At 41.9% G+C, this 19,988-nt stretch carries 16 protein-coding genes; 11 read left to right on the plus strand and 5 right to left on the minus strand.

Annotated features, from left to right (window positions below; translation table 11 throughout):
* The first annotated feature begins 31 nt into the window (after positions 1-31).
* From AACW45_RS15835 to AACW45_RS15860, 6 genes are all read left to right on the plus strand, one after another.
* Positions 32-997, plus strand: coding sequence for a DUF1822 family protein (locus AACW45_RS15835; RefSeq protein WP_190633499.1), 966 nt, complete (start codon positions 32-34; stop codon positions 995-997).
* A 245-nt stretch (positions 998-1,242) separates the two neighbouring features.
* The gene (locus tag AACW45_RS15840; protein WP_190633500.1) at positions 1,243-3,591 is read left to right on the plus strand and encodes a CHASE2 domain-containing protein; all 2,349 of its coding nucleotides are present in this window, start codon (positions 1,243-1,245) and stop codon (positions 3,589-3,591) included.
* A 188-nt stretch (positions 3,592-3,779) separates the two neighbouring features.
* Positions 3,780-5,012: an RNA-guided endonuclease InsQ/TnpB family protein gene (locus tag AACW45_RS15845; protein ID WP_190633501.1), complete on the plus strand. Its 1,233-nt coding sequence runs from the start codon at positions 3,780-3,782 to the stop codon at positions 5,010-5,012.
* Positions 5,013-5,100: 88 nt separating this feature from the next.
* On the plus strand, positions 5,101-5,907 hold the full coding sequence (locus tag AACW45_RS15850; RefSeq protein ID WP_306414997.1) for a DUF928 domain-containing protein: 807 nt from the start codon (positions 5,101-5,103) through the stop codon (positions 5,905-5,907).
* Positions 5,908-6,563: 656 nt separating this feature from the next.
* A complete protein-coding gene (locus AACW45_RS15855) occupies positions 6,564-6,794 on the plus strand; it encodes a hypothetical protein (protein ID WP_190633502.1) in 231 nt (76 codons plus the stop codon).
* Between the two features lie 206 nt (positions 6,795-7,000).
* Positions 7,001-7,240, plus strand: coding sequence for a hypothetical protein (locus AACW45_RS15860; protein ID WP_096643096.1), 240 nt, complete (start codon positions 7,001-7,003; stop codon positions 7,238-7,240).
* Positions 7,241-7,327: 87 nt separating this feature from the next.
* On the opposite strand, the gene AACW45_RS15865 is transcribed toward AACW45_RS15860, so the two are convergent.
* The gene (locus tag AACW45_RS15865; protein WP_190633503.1) at positions 7,328-8,074 is read right to left on the minus strand and encodes a GDYXXLXY domain-containing protein; all 747 of its coding nucleotides are present in this window, start codon (positions 8,072-8,074) and stop codon (positions 7,328-7,330) included.
* Positions 8,075-8,354: 280 nt separating this feature from the next.
* Positions 8,355-9,797 carry a DUF2157 domain-containing protein gene (locus tag AACW45_RS15870; RefSeq protein ID WP_190633504.1) on the minus strand — a complete coding sequence of 481 codons (1,443 nt, stop codon included), beginning with the start codon at positions 9,795-9,797 and terminating at the stop codon, positions 8,355-8,357.
* Between the two features lie 189 nt (positions 9,798-9,986).
* Between AACW45_RS15870 and AACW45_RS15875 the strand changes: the two genes are divergently transcribed.
* The 5 genes from AACW45_RS15875 (at position 9,987) to AACW45_RS15895 (ending at position 15,740) form a co-directional block, all read left to right on the plus strand.
* The gene (locus AACW45_RS15875; protein ID WP_190633505.1) at positions 9,987-10,949 is read left to right on the plus strand and encodes an RsmB/NOP family class I SAM-dependent RNA methyltransferase; all 963 of its coding nucleotides are present in this window, start codon (positions 9,987-9,989) and stop codon (positions 10,947-10,949) included.
* Positions 10,950-11,291: 342 nt separating this feature from the next.
* Positions 11,292-11,564 (plus strand): GlsB/YeaQ/YmgE family stress response membrane protein, encoded by a 273-nt coding sequence (locus AACW45_RS15880; RefSeq protein ID WP_190541888.1) that lies wholly within the window; start codon positions 11,292-11,294, stop codon positions 11,562-11,564.
* Between the two features lie 427 nt (positions 11,565-11,991).
* Positions 11,992-12,426, plus strand: coding sequence for a hypothetical protein (locus AACW45_RS15885; RefSeq protein ID WP_313933781.1), 435 nt, complete (start codon positions 11,992-11,994; stop codon positions 12,424-12,426).
* A 212-nt stretch (positions 12,427-12,638) separates the two neighbouring features.
* On the plus strand, positions 12,639-15,404 hold the full coding sequence (locus AACW45_RS15890; RefSeq protein WP_242045674.1) for a tetratricopeptide repeat protein: 2,766 nt from the start codon (positions 12,639-12,641) through the stop codon (positions 15,402-15,404).
* A 45-nt stretch (positions 15,405-15,449) separates the two neighbouring features.
* Positions 15,450-15,740 (plus strand): hypothetical protein, encoded by a 291-nt coding sequence (locus AACW45_RS15895; RefSeq protein ID WP_190633506.1) that lies wholly within the window; start codon positions 15,450-15,452, stop codon positions 15,738-15,740.
* Positions 15,741-15,996: 256 nt separating this feature from the next.
* Here AACW45_RS15895 and AACW45_RS15900 read toward each other — a convergent pair whose 3' ends face one another.
* From AACW45_RS15900 to AACW45_RS15910, 3 genes are all read right to left on the minus strand, one after another.
* Positions 15,997-16,380, minus strand: coding sequence for an endonuclease domain-containing protein (locus AACW45_RS15900; protein WP_190633507.1), 384 nt, complete (start codon positions 16,378-16,380; stop codon positions 15,997-15,999).
* Between the two features lie 643 nt (positions 16,381-17,023).
* Positions 17,024-17,398, minus strand: a complete 375-nt coding sequence (locus tag AACW45_RS15905; protein ID WP_190633508.1) for a hypothetical protein — start codon at positions 17,396-17,398, stop codon at positions 17,024-17,026.
* Positions 17,399-18,337: 939 nt separating this feature from the next.
* Positions 18,338-19,948: a hypothetical protein gene (locus tag AACW45_RS15910; protein WP_190633509.1), complete on the minus strand. Its 1,611-nt coding sequence runs from the start codon at positions 19,946-19,948 to the stop codon at positions 18,338-18,340.
* Between the last annotated feature and the right edge of the window lie 40 nt (positions 19,949-19,988).

A 19,988-nucleotide genomic window follows, 5' to 3' on the forward strand; every position in this document is an offset into this window, starting at 1 on the left:
ATGGCAGCATCGAAAACTGGGAACTAAATTTATGACTCACACTATATATCAGCAAGACAATTTCGCTGTACCTTTGCCGATTACGCAAGCAGCACGCAAAATCGCCCAAAACTTTGCCAGCCAACAACCAACTCCAGAAAAAGCAGCCCAAGTCAAACTCAATACCTTAGCTGTATTGGTGGTGCAGGAATATTTGGAAATGATGGATATTCCTACCAATCTCACCGCTAGTGATAGTTGGAATTCTCTCATGCGCTTATTTGCAGATGTCGCAGATTTAGCTCTACCATCCTTGGGTAGTTTGGAATGTCGCCCTGTAAAAAGTCATGCCCATACATGCTTTGTTCCCCCGGAAACTTGGGAAGAACGAATCGGTTATGTAGTGGTGCAAATTGATGATTCTTTACGAGAAGCAAAGTTATTGGGTTTTGTGCCTAGTGTTGTTACGGAAGACTTACCTTTAACCCAACTCCAACCTCCCGAAGCTTTGATCGAGCATGTGGAAAAACTTAAACAGGCAAAAGCCACTGTAGTAAATTTACGTCAGTGGTTTGCTGGTATATTTGAATCAGGTTGGCAAAGTCTGGAAGCGTTGGGAAATTCCCAAACACCCACCCTAGCCTTCTCGTTTCGCAGTGCAGAAGTGTTTGAGCCGCAAACACCTGACCATTCACAACCAGTCACCAAAAGGGCAAAACTGCTCGATTTGGGTATCCAAGTTGCTGACAAACCCTTGATGTTGATTGTGGAAATCAGCCCTCTCTCTGAGGAAAAAACTAGCATTCGTCTGCAGTTACACCCTACAGGTAATGAAATTTATTTACCTGAAGGAGTCCAACTTACTGTTTTAGATGAATCTGGTGCTGTGTTTCTGGCAGCTCAAGCACGCAGTGCCGATAATTACATTCAATTACAACTACGGGGCGATACAGGAGAAACATTTAGCATCAGGGTGGCATTGAATGATATCAGTATTACAGAACAGTTTAAGATCTAAAGGTGCAGCTACTTTCTCTATCATCCGTAATTATCAGCAAATACCTGGTAGTCAAATCAAGAAACTTTGCTAAATAGGTAGTGATTGTCAAGAAAGCTGGAAAAAACGCTCTCGACTTACTACATACTACGCAAAATTTGTCTGGCAGAATACTAGTAAAGAGTTTAAAAATTCAAAAAGCAAAATTCCTGGCTGACTAGAGCGAATTTTGGTTTTGAATTTTCAGTAGGAGCGTAACTAAGGTCATGAGCAAGTTAGTGATTCTGAAATTTGCAGACGGTAGTTTTGAGCAAGGGTTTGCTGTTACCCTGCAAATTGGTGAAGAGTGCGATCGCCCTACCACAGAAATCATCGGTAAACTGCCTCCATGCCCGGAGATACCCCTATACTACAGTCATTGGCAATCCAGTTATCGGCGTTTGGGTAACGGTTATCGTCTAGATGCAGATAAAGCCCAAATCACCAATGTGTCCATGACACAGGACTGTATTAACACATCCCATATTTTACGCGCACGTTTTAATGCCTGGTTAAAAACAGAAGAATTTCGTCCCATCAGGGAGAAATGGTTAGAAAGATTAATGCCTGCTGATGAAGTCCGGGTAATTTTACAAGCCGAAAATCGGCAATTGCAACGCTTACCTTGGCATCTTTGGGATTTACTCGAACGCTACCCCAAGGCAGAAATTGCCCTAGCATCACCCAGTTACGAACGCATTCACAAGCCACGCACTCCCAATAAATTGGTGAATATTTTGGCAATTGTGGGTAATAGTCAGGGAATTGACACTAAGGCTGACCAAGATTTATTGCAAAGTTATCGTCCTGCTGATGTTTGTTTGTTAGTAGAACCAGAACGCCAGGAATTAACCGATCGTCTCTGGGAAAAAAATTGGGATATTCTCTTCTTTGCCGGTCATAGTTCCAGTCAGGGAAGAGACGGTAGCGGACGCATTTATTTAAATAAAACTGATAGTTTAACGATTGGCGAATTAAAATATGCTTTAAAAAAAGCTATTGAACGCGGTTTACAATTAGCAATTTTTAACTCTTGCGATGGGTTGGGGTTAGCGCAAGAATTGGCTGATTTGCAAATTCCCCAAATGATTATCATGCGGGAACCTGTACCCGATCGCGTGGCGCAAGAGTTTTTAAAGTATTTTCTCAGTAGTTTTGCTGGTGGTGAATCTTTATACCAATCGGTACGCCAAGCAAGGGAACGGCTGCAAGGATTAGAAAATAAATTTCCCTGTGCGACTTGGTTACCAGTAATTTGTCAAAATCCTGCCCAACACCCGGTGAGTTGGCAGGGATTAACTAGTGTAAAAAAATCACTCAGTACTATTGCCCCCATAATTAACAAACGGAGATTGCAGAGCGTTCTCGTTTCCAGTCTGCTGATGACAGCTGTGGTTTGGGGGATCAGGTATGTGGGTATGTTGCAAAATGTGGAATTTATTGCCTATGACCAAATGATGCGATCGCGTCCTGATGAAGGTCAAGATTCCCGCTTACTCTTAGTCACCATAGACGATTCCGATTTAGCACTGCAACGCCATAAAGGCGAAGAATTAAAAGGAACCTCACTTTCCGATGAATCCCTCACCCAACTCATACTCAAACTACAACAGCATCAACCCTTAGCCATCGGTTTAGATATTTATCGCGATTTCCCCGCCAAAAATCCAGCTTTAATCCCCTTGCTGCAAAATACCGATAACTTAATTGGCGTCTGTAAGGGAAGCGATACCACAGAAAAAACCAAAGGGATTGCGCCACCCAAGGAAATACCGAAAAATCGTCTAGGGTTCAGCGACTTCATTCACGATCGCGACGGGGTAGTACGTCGCCATCTGTTATTCATGAATCAAGAAGCCGCATCATTATGTCCTGCGCCTTATGCACTCAGCACTCAACTAGCATTTCGCTATCTTGTACCCCGTGGGATTTACCCCACATATACAGCTAAGAATGAATTACAACTCGGTAAGTTGATAGTCCCCCGGCTATCACCCCGTGCTAGCGGCTATCAAAGTATTGATGCTAAAGGCGGTCAAGTTTTACTCAATTACCGCTCTACAAAAAAGATAGCCGAACAAGCCACCCTCACACAATTATTATCTAACCAAGTCAACCCCGACGCCATCAAAGGCAAAATTGTCATCATTGGTGTATCTGCCAAAGGCGATTTCCCCGATTACTGGGCGACACCATACGGAAATTACTTAGATGTGCAAATGGCAGGTGTAATAGTTCAGACTCACATGGTTAGCCAAATTCTCAGTGCAGTTTTAGATGGGCGTCCATTCATTAGGGTTTTGTCTGGCGAACTGGAATTAATTTGGATGTGGAGTTGGGCTTTAATTGGCGGCGTTTTGGTTTGGTGTCTACCTTCGGTTAAGTCTTTAGCGATCGCAGTGACTATTACTAGCGGCGTTTTATACGTCTCCAGCTTGGGGTTGTTAATTGGGGGTATTTGGGTACCTTTTATACCTTCCGCTCTGGCTTTGATTGGTACAGTTGGTGCCTTGTCATTTCAGAATCACACATTTAAAATTCACCAAGACAATGGGTCTGAAGCCCCGTCCTTCTAGGACGGCTTTTTATTGATCTTCAACTTCCGAACTAATTCTCTAAGAACGTCGGATTTTGTTCTTTTGGTCGCTTGGCAATACTCCTCAAGGTGTGTCAATTCCTCTTGCGTCAACCGAAAAAACACGCTTTTATCCATTGTTTTGTATATCAAAATGATGTACAATTATAGCAGATTTCAACAAAAGTAATGAAAGCCAGATACCAATTCCGATTCTACCCAACAGACTTACAACAACAGCTTTTAGCTCAGTTGTTTGGTTGTGTGCGCGTAGTTTGGAATGACGCACTGGCTATCTGCAAACAATCCGAAAAACTTCCCAAGAATAGCGAATTACAAAAGTTTGTAATTACGCAAGCTAAAAAGACTGATGAACGCTCATGGTTGTCTGATGTTTCAGTAACTCCATTACAGCAGTCAGTAGCCGATCTAGGAGTTGCTTATAAAAACTTTTTTGATTCGCTCAAGGGTAAACGAAAAGGTACGGCAGTCGCTACAACGGGGGGAACCCCCGCAACGCGCTGCCTCAAAAAAGTAGGAACTCCGCGATTTAAGAGGAAGACAAGCAAGCAGTCTGCAAGATTCACCCTAAACAGTTTTTCAATCAAGGGAGACGAAATATATTTAGCCAAAATTGGTAAGATCAAGCCTATTTGGTCAAGACAATTACCATCTGCACCAAGTAGTGTAACAGTCATCAAAGACTGTGCTAACCGTTATTTTCTCAGCTTTGTCGTAGAAATAGAACCGATTCAATCTGAAGCTAAAAACCAAAGCATTGGGATTGATTTGGGAATCAAAACTTTTGCGGTCATGAGTAATGGAGAAAACGCAATAAGTCCCGATTACTCCCAGAAAGACCGAAAAATTCGTAAACTACAGCGTAAGCTAGCAAGACAGCAGAAAGGTTCTAAACGCCGTGAACGTACCCGCATAAGAATTGCCAAACAACACAACAAAATCGCAGATGCCCGTAAAGATTTCTTGCACACACTATCAACCAAAGTAGTTAGTGAGAACCAAACTATTGTTTTAGAAGATTTGAATGTGTCAGGAATGGTCAGAAATCGCAAGCTGGCAAGAGCAATTAGCTTGCAGGGGTGGAGGGAATTTCGGGTATTTTGTGAGGGTAAATCTGAAAAACTTAATCGGTATTTCAGAGTAATTAGCAGATGGGAACCTACTAGTCAAACTTGTTCTTGCTGTGGGTATCGATGGGGCAAGATTGATTTGTCTGTTCGCTCAGTGTTGTGCTTAAACTGCAACACTCAGCACGACAGAGATGAGAACGCATCCCAAAATATAAAAATGGTCGGCACGGGGCATCGGCACGACCCTAAACGGACGGGGAGCGACCATAAGACTACTTTGGTAGCTAGTTGCTGTGAGCCGTCAAGAATCACCGCACCTTCAGGTCGGTGAGTATGTCAAAACTCTAGATTAATCCGGGAGAATATTTAAGGCATTATCAAAATTTTGCCGAGATTGCATCTACTTATTCCCGAAAAATATGATGAAATCTATCTCCAAGTCGGTAAAGCTGTCTGTAATTCTAGCTGTGGGATGCGTGAGTGTAGTAGCAATTCAGATACCGCACTGGGCAGAACCAGTCACCGCACAGATTAGCAGTACGGTAAATTTAGATACAACAATACAATATAATCCACCAGCCCCACCACCAGAACCACCTCCAGGAGGAAGAGTTTCCGGGGGAGCTAAACGGGGTACTTGTCCATCTGTGCAACCGCAACTGACAGCGTTAGTACCTTTTACGCAAAAACCTAATTCCAGCGTAGATGTTTGGGCATTAACAACAGCCACTCATCCCACCTTTTGGTTTTATGTGCCCATAACTGAAAGTTCCAGATTAACGAATGAATTTGTACTGCAAGATGACGCAGGAAACGAGATTTACAAAACTGCGATCGCGCTGCCACAAAAACCCGGAGTCATCGGCATTTCTCTACCCAAGAATATCGAGCCACTCACCCCAAATAAACGCTATCGCTGGTTTTTCAGCATCTTCTGCGATCCGCAAAAATCTTCACCACCTATATATGTAGAAGGCGTCATCCAACGAGTAAATTTAAATAGCGCGATCGCTCAACAAATCGAAACTGCCAAACCCCGCCAAAAATCCGCTATCTATGCCCAAAATGGCATTTGGTACGAAACACTCACAACCTTAGCCAAACTGCGTCTCAACAATCCTGAAGATACCCAGCTGCAAACAGCATGGCGCAATTTAATTACCAGCATCGGTTTACCAGACGTAGCCGCAGAACCAATTGTTTCACCACCAGGTAGTTTTGATTAATTGGGCATTGGGCATTGGGCATTGAAACAATTTTGGATTTTGCGAAAAGTCGGAGCGCCGGAAGCCGGCGCTCTGTTAGCGCAGCGTTAGCGACGCAGGAGCGTCACTTTTCAAGACGGATTTTGGATTTTAGATTTAGGGAACTCCAGAAAATAAATTATCCCAAATTGTAGGGGCGGGGTAACCCCCATTGGTGTCAACTTAAGCTAAAAGCTATATAGGGCAGGCGTTGTACAAAAACTTTCGCCCTCATCCCCTAACCCCTTCTCCTGGGGGAGAAGGGGAATTAAATCTCTTGCTCCCCTCTCCCGCCGGGAGAGGGGCTGGGGGTGAGGGCAAAACGTTGTCGCCAAGCGGGTTTCACGTTAAGTTGACACCAATGGGTAACCCCGCCCCTACGAGTTGCGGGCTTGGTAAGTTAATGATTGGGATGTTTTTTTATTTGGAAGTCCCTTAGATTAGAATCCAAAATCGCAAATCTAAAATCTAAAATTCTTTGTCCCCATGCCCCATGCCCAACATTGTATAAATTTAGATACCGCTCTAAATAGTTAAGTTTCGTAAAAATTTAATATTTTCTTTAGATTTTAGATTTAATATTTTCTTTAGATTCTTCACAACACTGTGTTGGATTCACAAGAGTTGGAGCGGTGGTCATGAATATATGCCTGATAAACTCAAAAATATTGCGTCAACTGTGGTCAGAAGTTGAGCAAACTCAGACTAGTACTCTTGTGGGACTCAGCGATCCTGATTTAGTCAAGCAATTGGTGAGACAGCTGGTTAGCAAACAATCACTCAGCAGTGAAGAAATGAATTCTGTTAACGCTTACCTATTCTCTAGAACTCAACTGATACGCGATTTAGCCTTTGCTAGGTCAGCATAAAAAATATATAGACTTTTTTAGAATTTGTTCATCGGTATCAAACTCCCATCACATTATTAGACTTCTCCTTTTTGCCTCAGCTAACATTGCTGAGGTTTTTTGTGGCTGATGGCATAACACAACTCGACTCAGCTGACAATCTGTCTAAGGATGTGTACAGTAGTTGAGGATTATTTTGTAACTGCAATTATTTAACCCATCCTGATATGGATAGAAAAACCAAACGTCTCTTGCTGCTTGTTGTTTTCTGTAGTTTGACAGGTGTAATTTTAGGCGGAACTGCCAGCTGGGCAGAAAGCAATATGTGCTTGGAAGCCAAGACAGTTACCAGCGATTGCTTGACTCAAGACCCCATACAAAAAACTATACAAGGAATGAGTACCGGCTTGGTAGCCGGCGCTGGAGCAGCTTGCGGCGTAGCTTGGCAGTTACGACAGCAGGATTAAATTATTGGGCATGGGGCATGGGGCATTGGGCATTGGTTAATAGTCCCTAGCCTCTAGCCTCTAGCCCCTAGCCCCTAGCCCTAGCCCCTAAAAACGGTAATTGCGATCGCCTACCCATAAACTAATAGGTACAGCATTACCTTGGGGATCGACTTTGACTTTAACTGCTATTGGGCGTCGTCTTCCTTCACGGCTTTCTAAGGTGCGGGAGATATCTCGACTAATGCGTTCCCGTTGTTCTTCGGGGATGTAATAAGTTTCCACACCATAGTTGACAAAACCGTCCCGATATACACCTTTTAAGGCTACCTGATCGTTAGGCAAGTTTGTTGGACGTTTACCGCTTACCCTTACCAGTCGCCAAGCGCGAGGAACCCCACGTTCAAAAGATTCTCTCTCTTGCAAAGTCACATACAAATTAGTTCCTTGCGCCAATTGTCTATTTCTGCCGCGATTTTGCCGCAGTAACTCCTCCCAGCCAGGGATCTGTCTCAACGTGGAAACGCGAGATATGTTATAGTCCAAATTGAGCGCGTAGTTTTGCCGCACATCCTCAGCATCTACAGGCGCACTTTGCAAAATTACCGTTTTCCCCGCCACATCTGTATATAAAGCCTGGGTAGGTACAGCCAGAATTAACCCGGTTTGCAGCGCTAAAGGAACTAGTAATCGCCAAAAAGGTAAAGGTTTATTTGCATTCTGTTCAGTCGCAATTAGATAATCTCTAAAAGTCAACTTCCCAGAAAATTCAGCTTCAGGAGATAAGTTTTTATTGGATTTACTTGATTCAGATGTAGTCGATTTATTCGACGATTCAGAGGAATTACTTTTCATGGGCGTAGTCCTAAAGAAGGTGGCAATAGGTAAAAGTCTGGTGAAATACCCAGGTTTAGGACTGACGCAGAGAGACTACCGCTACACGGAATTCAAAATTCATGCCTTCAAAATTCAAAATGGCTTTGTTATTGGCAATTGAACTTTGTACAATAAAATTTTGATTTCCGGCGTACTGACTAAATATTAAATATAGAAATACGCAGAGATATTTATGAGTAACTAAACTTCGTAATTACGAATTACCCACTTGTACTGAGCAAGGTCGAAGTATTACGAATTACGAATTACTATTGCTTTTTTTACTTTTTGATTCCGATAAACGGCGTTCAAACCAAAGTCCAGCGCTAATGAGTGCAGAACCGCACATCACAAACACCAGAGACTTCAATGGTAAGTCTGAATTGTACTCCCACACCCGGCTGAGAACCTGTAAAGTTAACAATAGCATACCTCCCCAAAAACTGCGTCTATCGTTTAATTTCAATCCTTCTTGAATTAGTCCCCAAGCTAAGGTGGCGAGGAGAACGTTAAAGGCAAAAATTCCTAAAGCAGGAATTCTTGTAATACCTTGATGCCAAAAAGGTATTAATAAGATTAAGCCAATAAATGTGCCGATTAAAACTAGAGTAAACACCATTTCTCGGCGTGCGGGATTGTTGCGTTGACGCAGCAAAAATAACCATTGTAAAACAGCTAAACCGCTCAGAATTCCCACATCAATAATCGGCAGAGTTCTCAAGATGTTGCTGTTAGTGGTTGGTGGAGAATAACCGTAATCGGGAAATTGCCATTGCCAACGGAAGGACAACATATAAAAGGCAAAGCCAAAGCAGAAGAAGGCTAATGTTCTGGCTAGGGGTTGAAATAACCTATAATTAACTGTGGGAAATAATAGGTCATCGTAACTCCACAGTAAAGCTGGGGGAAGCGCGAAAGCAAAGGAAGCTACCCAAGGTGCAATATCCGAATAGGTTAATATTTGCAAAGGGTTGAGGTTGAATTGCAAAGAACTAGCAAAGGCTAAAATTGCTAATCCAAAAATCCAGCGAGAGCGACAGATGTAAGCTAAAGGGATGAATAGCAACCATGATACCAAAGGCATGTGACGAACGATTAACCGCGCCCAACTCCATTCATTAGGGGTATACCACCAGTCTCCGAGTCCAGTCCAATAGCCAATTTGGATGAGAACAATGGCTAATATACCCAAGGAATTTAAGGAGAGGCTATAAGCCATTACCAATACACCAAAACCCCAAGCAAGCAGCCATTCGGAAGCAGAACCAGAAATATTAAAGGCTTGCGCCATTAACAAAATAGTCACGCCTAAGATGAAAGCGCCTAATATCAGTAATGCTTCTCCTAAAAGGCGTTTGCTTTTTTCGGGTTTTTTACCTTCAGCTTTTTTGAGTGCGGGTTCGCGCCAGGTGTAGAAACCAATGATGGTAACGGAGAAAAACAAACTTATCATTAAGATAAACTTGACATCCCGTGACCATTCTTGCCAGCTAGCAGCAATAAAGATGATTGCACCTAATATTAAGAGGATACCACCGATCGCGATCGCAATCATCCGCGAGCGATCGCGCGCCGCAGCTTCTAGATTGTTAAATTGATAACGGTCTGCTAACTGTTGGTACTGGGAAGCACTAATTATGCCTTCGTCTCGCCATAGTTGTGCTTCTCGGCGTATTTTTCGCTGAAAATTATCTGAGAACATGACCATCTCCAGTGAAGTGGTTAGTTTAACGCGCTTGAGTGCATTTCTAAAGGCAACAGCTTCCAGGTTTGAACTGGAAGCTTATGCAGTCCGCACTTTTGGCGATGATGAAAATGGCGGTCATTATTTTCTCAGTATGCAGCCAAACCCAGGCATGGCATTGTTCTTCTATAACAGTTTCATTTCTCAATGGAAAAACCTTCAAATCTCTTACTTAAACTCTCGCGCCGTTTGTTTGCAAACCTTGATATTCAAGAAAAGTTTATTCAGGCGTTAATTAATCCCCAACCTTTTTCACCTTGCATTCTTTGGTGTCAACCAAAACCCGAAATTTCTCCTTTTACAGTAGATCCCCCGACAAATTGGCAACCGCAATTTGTAGACCGTTTACAATTAGGAGAAAAACCTGGTAAACATCCGCTACATGAACAAGGCGATTTTTACTGTCTAGATTTTTCTTCTGTATTTGCAGCCACTAGCTTATTAGGAATTAAGCCATCTGGGGGGTTAATTTTTGATATGTGCGCTGCGCCAGGGGGAAAGAGTATCTTTGCCTGGAAAGCTTTGCAGCCAGATTTACTTATTAGCAATGAAGTAATTGGTAAGCGTTTAGGAATGCTAATTTCTAATTTAAAACGTTGCCAAATTCACCCCAGTTTAGTAGCAAATAGAGATTCGAGTATTTTTGCAGAAGCTATCCCTTTATCAGCAAACTTAGTCTTAGTAGATGCTCCTTGTACAGGACAATCTTTACTAGCCAAAGGTGAAACTGCACCCGGATGTTTTCACCCGACCAATATTAATAAATGTGCCAATCGCCAAAAACGCATCATTGCAAATTCAGCCCAACTTGTTGCACCTCAAGGCTATCTGGCTTATATGACTTGTACTTATTCGCCTGAAGAAAATGAAGAAGTTTGTCAATGGTTTTTAGAACGCTTTCCCCAGTTTCAAGCATTAACTATTAGTCATTTACAAGCGTATCAATCACACCTTACAAATATACCTTGTTACCGACTATTCCCTCAAGATAGGTTAGGTGCTGGTGCATTTACCGTGTTATTTCAAAATACTGCATCAGGTGAAGCGAGAGAAATAGACGAGGAAGTTTTGCAGCAACTTGGTTGTAAACCAATTAGAATTAGCGAGTAAACTCTTACTCTCTGCACGCCAGTGAGGGAGTCGGCAGAGCCGCCCAACGCACTGGCTAATCTCTGCGCCTCTGCGCAACGGCAGTCGCTACAACGGGGGGAACCCCCGCAACGCGCTGCCTCCTCTGCGTGAGACAAAAATCATCCCACCAACTAAGTTTTAAATAGCCAAAAAACTTAACTTTGATTTACATCTTGTGACAATTAAACGCGAGGCAATGCTCACTCAATTGGTTTATATGGTAAGCAAAAAATATTAAATTTTTATAGCTATTTCTTATGGTAGAAGTCAATATCATTGAAAATAAATAAAAATAAGAATCTAAGCCTTTAAAACACAATTATGAACCTGCTTGCTTGGATCGTTCTGGGAATTATTGCCGGAGCTATAGCTAAAGCTATTTACCCTGGTCGTCAGGGTGGTGGGATTCTCGCCACAATGGTTTTAGGAATTGTTGGTGCTTTAATTGGAGGTAGTTTAGTTTCTCTTTTAGGTAGGGGTGGAGCAGCATACGCTGCGGGAACTCTGAGTATTCCTAGCTTAATTATTGCTGTGATTGGTGCAATAATTGCTATTTTCTTATGGGGTTTAGTTACTGGTCGTAGCAGTTATTAAATTTAATAGTTAGCTTTTTTACAATCATTTATGCCGTAAGTTGCAAAAAACTCCACCTGAGATCCAAAAGTGGAGTTTTTTATTGCGCTTCGCCTACGCTTTACCACTCAGATTTATCCACTTGAACGTAATTCTGCACCCACTGATTGCAGATTTTGGACAGAATATCAAAGAACCACACCTGTCGTAGGGGCACGGCACCAGTAAAATTATTGTATGTACCAAAAGATTGTCGGTGCCGTGCGCCTACAGCGTGGTTTATTTACCTGAAAATAGCTGTAATATTCGCGTCCATCATCGAGTAGGTGCGCACACCATATTTTTGAATTCCGAATTGATCAATCAATACAAGACGATGGCGATTGACTTGTTGAGTTAATGCCCTGTCTTTTTGGGAATACGCTAACATACCATTGTATAAATAACAGTGGTTAAACCGCGTAAATGTATGGATATTGCTTTAATTGTCAAGTTTCTCGCGCCTTGTCTGCCATTTTTGTTGAATGTGGGTGGTAAAGTAGCAGAAGGCGCTGCTCAGGCTGTTGGTGCAGATGGGTGGAATAAAGCAAAAGCTATTTGGGCTAAGTTACAACCCAAGGTAGAGGCGAAGGAAGCAGCCAAAGAAGCGGCGGCGGATGTAGCGCAAAAGCCAGATGATGAGGATTTACAAGCTAGCTTGCGAGTGCAAATCAAGAAGATTTTGGATGCAGATACAGCACTGGCTGAGGAAATCGCTAAGATTTGGCAACCAGCGACTGACAAACCATCTGGCAATATTACTATGAATAATAATGCTTACGGCCAGAGTAAAGTCAATCAAGTTGGGAATATTGAAAGAGCAGATAGGATAACTTTTAATTGATTATCGTCGGCTTGACCCATCAATACCAATGTATACCATTCTCTCACTTACCCGATATACCGCCCGCAGGCTGGAAGCCTGGGGCTAACGCTACAAAGCCCACATTCGTGGGCTAAAGACAGCCTGCGGAGGCAGGCTTTGTATGATTAGCCGCACCCTTCTAGGGTGACGGCGATTACAACATCCAGCAAAATTTTTACCTGCTATCAGTAATGGCAGAAAACTCTCAGCCCAGTAACCCAAACAACATTGAAATGAATGTCACTGCTTCCGGTGACAGCAAAGTGACTCAAGTAGGACAGATAAATGCCGCAGAAGTTAAGATTATTGTTGAGCGAATAGAACCAATACTAGAGCGATTCCAACAAATTCCTAAAGCAGAATCGCCTGGGGTTCTCAAAGCAGGGAACCCACAGAAAAGTTTGGCTTATTGGCAAGGACGAAAAACCGAAATTGCCCAAATACAGCAATGGTTAACTGATAACAATACCTTTTTAATTGGCATAGAAGGCATCGGTGGCGCGGGTAAATCGATGCTGGCGGCGAAAATTTATGAAGAAATTGCAGGTTTTCCCAAGCGATTTTGGGGTGATGTGAGTAATGGGGCAAGTTTTAGCGATTTAGCCCGTCAAGTACTCAGTGAATTTGGCTTTCCGGTTCCAGAAGAAGAAGCAAAGTTAGTAGAAGCGTTGGTGAGGTGTTTACGCAGTGGTGAATTTTTACTAATTATTGACAACCTGGAGAGTTTATTACAATCTAATAGACAATGGGGAAGTCTATTCTACGGCGAATTTTTCAACGCTTGGGTGGAATCTGGCGGTAATAGTAAGGTAATAGTTACCACCAGAGAAAGACCAGAATTAAAAGGCTTTGAGTGGCTACCTTTGAAAGGTTTGCTAGTAGATGAAGGGGTAGCACTGTTAACTGAATTAGGGATTCGGGGAGATTTAGCCGCGTTTGTTGAATTGGTAGATGGACATCCCTTGCTGTTGCGATTGGTAGGTGATTTATTAAAAGAAGAATATCCCCAAGACCCAGATTTAAAAAGATTAGCAGATTTAGGATTAGGGAATTTGCGGCAGTTGTTGACAGATACTCAAGTGGTAGGTGTGCATCGTCGGGAAAATGTGGGGATGGTGTTGGTATTAGATGCCAGTTTTGAAAGGTTGAATGAGATACAAAAAGCTTTATTGCTGAATATTAGTGTTTATCGTGGTGCGGTTGATAGTGCTGCGGCTGTGGCGGTGTTGCCAGGAAATTCAGCAGCAGAGATTGAGGGAGAATTAAGGAATATTGTTAAGCGTTCTTTGTTGGTAGAAAAGCTGAATGGTAAGCGGCGGTTTGAGTTTCAGCCTGTGGTGTTGGAGTATGTGCGATATAAGGCTGGCGATCAAATAGAGGCGCATCAACAAGCCATTGATTATTATCGCTCAATTGCTAAACAACCGCCTTGGACAACAAAAGATGATGTACAAGAATACTTGGAAATTTTTCATCACTTTTATCAGTTGCAAGATTATAACTCTGCCTTTGATGCGCTTCGGGTTTGCGATGATTTTTTGAGCTTGCGGGGTCATTATGTAGAGCAAGTAGAATTATATGGGCAATTGATAAGTAAATGGGAAGAAATTGGCGATAGAGAAAATTTTGAATATCGAACTTCTCTCATCTTTTTGGGCAATGCTTACTACTATCTGGGAGATTACCAAAAAGCGATTGAGTTCTACCAGCCGTGTTTGGAAATATCTAGGGAGATAGGTGATCGCAATGGAGAAAGTGATTCTTTAAACGGTTTAGGCATTGCTTACAACTCCCTTGGGCAGTACCAACAGGCTATTAATTTTCTCCAGAAGTATTTGGAAATCAAAGGGGAAATGGGTGATCGCTATGGAGAAGGTATTGCCTTGGTCAATTTGGGCTATGCTTATAACTCTCTGGGACAGTACCCACGGGCGATTGAAGTCCTCCAGAAGTCTTTGAAAATCAAACGTCAAATAGGCGATCGCGATGGTGAAGGTATTTGCTTAGGCAATTTGGGCAATACTTACAACTCTCTGGGACATTACCAACAGGCTATTGATTTCTATCAGCAGTCTTTGGCGATAGCCAGCAAAATAGGCGATCGCTATGGTGAAGGTAATTACTTAACGGGTTTGGGCAATGTTTATAATTCCTTGGGACAGTATCAACAGGCAATTAAGTTCTTCCAACAGTCTTTGGAAATATATAGAGAGATAGGCGCTCGCAATGGCGAAGGTATTTGCTTATGTAATTTGGGTAATGCTTACAACCAACTGGGACAGTATCAACAAGCAATTGATTTCTATCAGCAGTCTTTGAAGATCGCTAGAGAAAGAGGCGATCGCAACGGCGAAGGTAGTTCCTTAAACAATTTGGGTAATACTTATAACCACCTGGGACAGTATCAACGGGCAATTGATTTTCTCCAACAGTCTTTGGACATAGCTAGAGAGATAGGCGATCGCAATGACGAAGGTATTTCTTTAAATAATTTGGGGAAAGCTTACAACCACTTGGGACAGTACCAATGGGCGATTGATTTCTATCAGCAGTCTTTGGACATAGCTAGAGAGATAGGCGATCGCAATGGCGAAGGTAATTCCTTAAACAATTTGGGCAATGCTTACAACTCCCTGGGACAGTACCAACGGGCGATTGAGTTCTTCCAGCAGTCATTGGATATCACACGGGAAATTGGCGATATTCGAGGCGAAGCAAACGCCTGGTTTAATTTAGGTTTATCTTTGGAAAACGTCAACCGAGAATCAGACGCGCTGGGTGCTTATCGCAATGCGCGTGAACTATATCAGACAATGGGACTTGATGCCAATGTGCAAGATTGCAATGATGCAATCGAGCGTCTTTCGCAACCACAAGCGCCTGTAGTTTCTCGGCGTGGGTTTTGGGGCTGGTTGCGTCGGTTGCGGCGTTGGGTTCGCGGTTGGTTTCGGCGGTGAAAAAGATATACGCTATGATCGCTTACAAGATTTCATAGAATTACTATGACAACTCCATTGCTGCCAACGCTTCATAATTTACCTGCTACCTTACCTTTAGAAGGGGCAATCAGCATTGAGTTGCAAGAGGGAATACCTATATTTAGAGCATCTAGTATTATCCAAAATCGCATTGCAGCTTTACTAGCTAAACAGCAAAATTCTTCACTCAATTCACAAGAAGAACAAGAATTAGATGGCTACGAAGAAATTGATGATTACTTAAGTTTTCTCAATCGTGTAGCGAGAAATCTTGTGCAAAATCCAAATAATCAAACTGTGTTAATACAAATTTAATGTGAAGTTGCACATATCTAGATCCCCCTAAATCCCCCTTAAAAAGGGGGACTTTGAGAGTCTTTTCCCTCTATTTTATAGCTATGGTGTACATACATATTTGTGCTAAGTGAAAAATGCGGTTTGATTCTTTTCCCCCCTTTTTTAAGGGGGGTTAGGGGGGATCAAAACGTTGTCGAGCTAGGTTATCAGACTTGTATATACACCGTAGCCTGACAAAGGCAGACTTTAAAAAAATTTCTTCTTAAATTAAGATTTAAAGTTTAGAGGTAATTAAACCCTGTATCTGCTCACACACACTATCAAACTGATTTAAAACTTGACTATTTGTAAATCTAATAATATTTAACCCATAGCCTTCTAGAATTCTTGTTCTCTCTATGTCATAGTCTTGAGCTTCATCTGTAAAATGGCTATCCCCATCAATTTCAATCACTAGTTGTAAACTAGGACAATAGAAATCAACTATAAAATGATTAATGGGCCGTTGCCTTAAAACCCGAAATTTAAAATTTTTTAAATACTCATACCACAGCTTTTTTTCTGCTGGGGTCATATTTTTGCGAAGTTCTTTTGCTCTTTCTACAAGGTTTGGGTTATAAGGTAAATGGAAATCGCTACTTTTAAGATTGTTTTTCATAGTTTCTAGCGTTTATCCCTTTAGAGGTTGTTTGAAAAGAAATTGGCTGTGATTTTAGGTATTAATCGATCCCCCCTAACCCCCCCTTACAAAAGGGGGGAAAAAGAGTCAAAGTCCCCCTTTTTAAGGGGGATTTAGGGGGATCTAGCTATATTTTGCACTTAGCACAGAGAGGTGTGTACACCGTAGCTTAAAAAAGGGAAGAAAAGAATCAAAGTCTCTGTTTTTCAGGCTATGGTGTATACACAAGTCTTATGATTTAGCCCCATAACATTTCGATCCCCCCTAACCCCCCTTAAAAAAGGGGGGAAAAGAATCAAAGTCCCCCTTAAAAAGGGGGATTTAGGGGGATCGAAAAGGTATTGCTCCCAACGAAAGGACTTTTTAAACAACCTCTTAAACTACTTGAAAACCTGTAAAATAAAAAATTAAAGTCTCTGTTTTTCAGGCTATGGTGTATACACAAGTCTTATAACCTAGCCCGATAACGTTTTGATCCCCCCTAACCCCCCTTACAAAAGGGGGGAAAAGAATCAAAGTCCCCCTTTTTAAGGGGGATTTAGGGGGATCTAACCCATTGATGGCATTTTTTACCAATTTGTAAAGCGATTTTCGCAATTACGAATTAGTTGTGAAATTCTCCCTATTCTTCCGTGGTAGGCGTAGGTGTATCCTTACTTTGACGCCCAGGACGTTTGCGATCGCTCTTACGAGTTCCTCCAGCCATCTGATACTCATGGCTATTGTTACCAAACTTATAAGCAATTCCACGCAAAAACTTTTCAGAATACTCTGCTAAATCTTGTTCGTTTTCAAGGATTTGGGTTAATAAATTATCGATAGTCGAGAGGGCGCGATTATATACTTTCAGAGATTGTCGCAGGGTTTCAATTTTGTCATTATACCCTTGAACTGTTAACCCTTCGCCTACATCTAGGCTAGAATTAATAGATTCAATACTAGCTAAACGTTTTTCAGCGTTGCTGAGAATCCGTGAACTACGTTTCATTCTTGCCATAATTTGCACCCTATTGCTAAATTTTTCCTAAATCTATAGTGGACAATGATTGCAAAATTCGTCATACGTAAAATTGTGTATTTTTTGTAAAATCATCAAAATTTCCGTAATTTAGCTGAATTTATCGGCATCCTATGTGATTATGGAAAAATCTAACTATAGGACTCATATTTGATTTTTGAAATATACGTAGGGTGCGTTATGCCGGAGGCTAACGCACCGTCCGAAGGCTTTGGTGCGTTACGCTACGCGATAACACACCCTACAAATACATATATTTTTTCAGAAATCAAATCGGATTCCTATATGGGTAGCATTGTATTCTCGGCTTTGGTGCGTTTACTCCGTGAGACAAAACACCCTACAAGGAATATCCAATTTTTTAAATACCCAATAAATTTGTAGTGCGAGCGTCTCGCTCGCTTTTGAACACCAGCGAGCAAGATGCTCGCACTACGGAAATGGAAAAATCTAACTATGAGTTTGAGACTAAGTAAAACACGCAAACGTGAACCCTGAAGTTGATTCAAGGAACCCTGAAGTTGATTCAAGGAACCCTGAAGTTGATTCAGACTACGCGAAACACGGAAACGTGAACCCTGAAGTTGATTCAAGGAACCCTGAAGTTGATTTTGGCTTCTTGTAATTGAGAAAGACGAAAAAGCGCCTCTGCGGTTACAGCACCTTCCTGTAAATAGACCACGCTGTAGGGGCACGGCATCAGTAAAATTATTGTATGTACCAAAAGATTATCGGTGCCGTGCCCCTACGATAGATGTGGCTCAAATAGGTGAAATCTGCTGTAAATCAATTATTTTTAAACCGCAGAGTACACAGAGACGCAGAGAAACAGCAAATTTCCAGACACCTCAATGCCCCATACTTCGACTGCGCTCAGTACAAGTGCCCAATGCCCAATGCCCCATGCCCCATGCCCAATTAATAATTACTATTGAGCAGATTACTCAAAATATTAAAATTCTTGTCTAATCCACCAATAATCTCTTTGAGACTGAGTAAATTTTTCGGTGGGCGAGAAACTAACGAATCTAACTTAATTAAGCTGTCAAAATTTACCTTAATCTCACCTTGACGTTCAGTTTTACCATCTTGTTGATAAAACTTCACCCCAGCCAATTGCATAATTTTAATCAATTCTTGGGCAATAATCCCATAGCCAAGAGTTGTGGGATGAATCCCATCTAAAGAGAATAACCCGCCTTGGGTGCGCCCATTCGGCCCAGCTAGCAGAAATCGAGAATCAGGTACAGGCTTCAGCGCTTGTATTTCCGGCGGTAATGGGTAAGCACCGCCTACTTCATCCCACCAATTTGGTTTAGCTGTGGGGTCTTGTAAATAACGCCGGGATGCTAATCTATCTAATAATCCCGCCATTTCAAATAAATACCAATCTCTACCTTCAGTACGTGCCTGACGTACTGCATCAATTATATATTCGTTATATTGGTCAATGGCACTATCAATTGCCCTGGCTTCTTGTTGTGTCAGATTTGGGTGTTTTTTGGGGTCAAAATCTTTATCCTGTATCCAGGGTAAAGTATAGTAGGGGAAGTATCGCGAACCTGGTTTAACTTTGCTATCCACACCACGGGCAAAGGGTACAATTGTAATATGGGGAACTGTGCCAAAAATTACATGACGGGCGCGGATTTTTTTTACTTCAGCTACTAATTCATCAAGTTCGGCTTTAAAGTGGATTGGACGCCAAACTGTATATTTATCGTTAACTTCCATATCCGCATAGTCAGTATCGCTCCAGGCTACGTTAAAGGTGAGTATACTGCCTAAGGCGTTATTTGCACCGACAATGACAATTAGGGTTTCAATTCCTTCTGTATCTGGTGTACCTTCTTCACCTAATGCTGCTGCTGCTTGAACTGGGGAAAGTGCGACACCATTTTTATCCCTTGCGGAATTTAATACCCGAATCGCTGCCCGTTCATTATGATTTTCTACCATTAAGCGGAGAAAATCATCAGTGGGAGGATGCTTTTTTATAATATTAAGACAAATATCTGCATTCCGCGATATTGTATTTCGCAAATCCCAGCCATAAACTGCGAGGTTATGGTTTATCCCTTGTTGAGTGGGAAACTTTGAACCTTCTCCTCGTTCCCAATAGTTTTCGTTAATATCTAGATGTTGGCGAATAAATAAGGCGGCATTAACATACTCTAAGGGGTTAATATTAGAACCAAATTTTTTCTCTAAATCATTGGCTAGACGTTCTAAATTTAATGGCAATCCATCTGTAGGGCTTTTATAACTAGGATAGCGGATTTCGCGCCAACCCAATTCTTTAGCAATAATTGCTGGATATGAAAGTTGCGTATTGAATATAGCGCCACTTTGAAAACCTTGGGTGATGGAATCTCCTATGGTTACTAAGCGATTTTTTGGGGTTCCGGTTTTTGTAATATTAACAGAAATGCCCAAGGTGGGATCTGTAACGGGTTTGGATGGTTGGGGATAAATTCGGACATCATCCGGGGTTTTGGAGTCTCTTAGAGAATTCGCTAGATTTGTCATGGTTTTCTAGTTTATTCGGCAATTTACTGGAGATAGAATA

The organism is Calothrix sp. FACHB-168, assembly GCF_963889195.1.
Taxonomy (GTDB): Bacteria; Cyanobacteriota; Cyanobacteriia; order Cyanobacteriales; family Nostocaceae; genus Aulosira; species Aulosira anomala_A.